At 68.3% G+C, this 1630-nt stretch carries 2 pseudogenes; one reads left to right on the top strand and one right to left on the bottom strand.

Annotated elements, in window-relative coordinates:
- Window positions 1-393: 393 nt before the first annotated feature.
- Window positions 394-1397: pseudogene (locus tag FF041_RS34420) on the top strand (IS5 family transposase).
- A gap of 19 nt (window positions 1398-1416) precedes the next feature.
- Here the strand turns inward: FF041_RS34420 and FF041_RS38375 are convergent.
- A pseudogene (locus FF041_RS38375) lies at window positions 1417-1630 on the bottom strand (hypothetical protein); the annotation flags it as partial.

Genomic DNA, 1630 nt, shown 5'->3' with positions numbered 1-1630 from the left:
TCACCGACCGCGAACGCGTCCTGGGCCCGGACCATCCCGACACCCTCACCAGCCGCAACAACCTCGCGGCAGCACGGGCGGCGGTAGCGCGTACTCAGCGGTTGCGATTTCCCTGGCAGCACTCTCGATATTGACCGGACCGCGGACGGCAAGGGAGAACCCCTCGGTGTCGAGACTCGAAAGCCCAAGTCGGCTTCCGGGTGACGCCACGAGGTGCAGGCAGTTCGATTCGGGGCCCGCTCAGACGCCTCCAGAAGTGGTGAACATCTGCTGTCGGTTCTCGGTGAACAAAGCCAGGTCAACGGACCGGAACCTCCTAGGGCCTGTATTGAGTCGTGATCGGTTTGCCGGATCTGCCCTCGCTGCGAGGGCAGATCCGGTAGTCCGGTACACATGACGCGTGCGCAACTGACGGACGACGAGTGGGGGTTCGTCGAGCCGTATCTGCCGGTCGGTGAGTACGGCCCGTATCCCGAGCGGCTGCGGCAGCAGTTCGAGGGCGTGATCTGGAAGTTCCGCTCGGGAGCGCAGTGGCGGGAGATGCCGGACCGGTTCGGCGCCTGGTCCACCGTGCACAACCGGTTAAGGCAGTGGCGGGACGCCGGAGTTTTCGAGGCGCTGCTGGAGGGGGTGATAGCCGAGGCGGCCGGGCGGGGCAGGGTGGATATGTCACTGGTCAGCGTGGATTCCACGACTGTCCGTGCCCACCACGACGCGGCCGGAATGCGCCTGGAGGAGGACGTTTTGGACGCTCTGGAAAAGGCCGCCGTCGAGGCGGAGGCGGCCCGGCAAAAGGGGGCGGCGCGGCGGTACAAGACGGACACGGCGACGTCGGTGATCCCGGCCGGGCCGAACGGCGGCGCGTCCGGCGACGGCGCAAGCTCCGTTTGAAAGCTGCTTTGCTCGGGCGCTCACGAGGCGGGCAGACCAGCAAGATCCACCTGGCTGCCGACCGCAGGTGCCGGCCCCTGGCCCTGATCCTGACCGCAGGGCAGGCCGCGGACAGCCCGCAGTTCATCCCCGTGCTCAAGAAGGTACGGGTCCGCGGGCCCGTTGGCCGTCCCCGCACCCGGCCCGGCGCGGTCGCCGGGGACAAGGCCTACTCGTCCCGCGGCAACCGCGCCTACCTGCGCAAACGCCGCATCAAGGCAGTCATCCCGGAGAAGCGGGACCAGGCATCCAACCGGAAGAACAAAGGCCGCAGGGGCGGCCGGCCGGTCACCCACGACGCCGACTTCTACAAGGAGCGGAACACCGTCGAGCGCCTGATCAACAAGCTGAAGGCCTGGCGAGGCATCGCCACTCGATCCGACAAAACGCCCGAGAGTTACCTCGCCGGCCTCCACCTGCGCGCCTCAATGATCTGGATCAAGGACCTCACCCGGACCGGCCCTTGATCACGACCAAATACGCGCCCTAGGGGAGGGTGGGGCCGGGGTTGCCGTCGGTGACGGTGACGAGGCCGATGATGGTGCTGTCGTTGCCGCGGCCGCCGTTGCCTCCGGGGTGTCCGGCGCCTCCGTCGCCTCCGGTGGAGGTGCTGCCGAGGCCGACGACGGTCAGGGGGCCGTCGTTTCCGTTGCCGCCGTTGCCGCCTTCCGAGCCGGTCTCGGTGGTGTCTCCGCCCGTT

This window comes from Streptomyces jumonjinensis, from assembly GCF_009600885.1.
Lineage (GTDB): Bacteria > Actinomycetota > Actinomycetes > Streptomycetales > Streptomycetaceae > Streptomyces > Streptomyces jumonjinensis.
The sequence above is the reverse complement of the archived record's forward strand: the minus strand, read 5'-3'. Positions and strand labels throughout refer to the sequence as shown.